The organism is Spirillospora sp. NPDC049652 (assembly GCF_040675125.1).
Lineage (GTDB): Bacteria > Actinomycetota > Actinomycetes > Streptosporangiales > Streptosporangiaceae > Spirillospora.
This window is the reverse complement of the sequence record NZ_JBFAOF010001581.1, coordinates 1-1038: the sequence shown is the minus strand read 5'-3', so window position 1 is coordinate 1038 and position 1038 is coordinate 1. Positions and strand designations below refer to the sequence as shown.

Below are 1038 nucleotides of genomic sequence, written 5' to 3'. Positions count from 1 at the left end.
GTCGGCGCGCAGGTTCAGGCCCGCGCTGGCCCCGGCCTCCAGCAGCCGGACGGGCCGCTCCCCGGCCGCCGCCAGGATCGCCAGCAGGCCGCCGACGAGCGGCGCGGCCCGGCCGACCTCGTTGGTCTGCGGCGCGCCGGACATCCCGGCGCGCACCTCGTCCGGACGGTCCGCGAGCAGCGCCCGGAACGCGGGCCAGGCGGCCAGCGGGTCGGCCGTGCCGCCCGCCGTCGGGTAGTGCGCGGCCAGTCCGGGGGCGCGGCCCTCCAGCACCAGCCGGTGGGTCGCGCCGAGCAGCCGCAGGACCCGGCCGGCCTCCGGCCCGTCCGAAAGGACCGCGGCGACCGGTCCGTCCGGATCGTCGGCGGCACGCCGCAGCAGCTCGGCGTACATGGGGGAGCCGCCCTTCGCGCAGGTCGCCGCCTGGGCGAGCAGCTCGGCGCGAAGGTCGGCGCGGGAACTCGGTCTCATGGCCCCGATTCTCTCCGTTGACCGAAAAGATCTTTGCTTGGGACGATCGCGAGCACTCACATCCGCGATCGGGGGGCTCCGCCAGGAGCGACCGAAGGAGGCGCGATGACGCGCACGGACCGACACGGAGAACGACACGCGCGGGCGCGCGGGCGAGGAAGCGGCGGGCCCGGCCGGCGCGTGGCCGCGGCGCTCGCGGCGGCGGCCCTCGTCGCCGGGATCGCCCCGGCCGCGAACGCCGCCCCGGGATCGACCGGGAACGAGAGGCTCGCCCGGAAGATGGTCCGCGAGGTGACCGCCGGCAACGCCTGGCGGCACCTGGAGGCGCTCCAGCGCGTCGCCGACCGGAACAAGGGCATCCGGGCGTCCGGCACCAACGGCCATCTGGAGTCCGCCGCCTACGTCGAGGGCAGGCTGCGCGCCGCCGGGTACCGCACGACCCGGCAGCCGTTCACCCATGCCGACTTCGACTTCCGCGCCTCGGAGGGCAGGGAGGTCGCGCCGTCCGCCCGCACCCTGCACCCGCTGGTCGCCCGCTTCTCCGCGAACACGCCCGCCGGCGGCCTC

The 1038-nt window shown here is 77.3% G+C and carries 1 protein-coding gene and 1 pseudogene; one reads left to right on the top strand and one right to left on the bottom strand.

The genetic code is table 11. From position 1 onward, the window contains the following. Positions 1-471, bottom strand: a 471-nt coding sequence (locus AB0J52_RS42095; RefSeq protein ID WP_500188920.1) for a DUF2332 family protein, incomplete at its 3' end; no start/stop codon positions are given. 105 nt (positions 472-576) lie between these two features. On the opposite strand from AB0J52_RS42095, the pseudogene AB0J52_RS42090 reads away from it, so the two are divergent. Further along, positions 577-1038, top strand: a pseudogene (locus AB0J52_RS42090) (hypothetical protein); the annotation flags it as partial.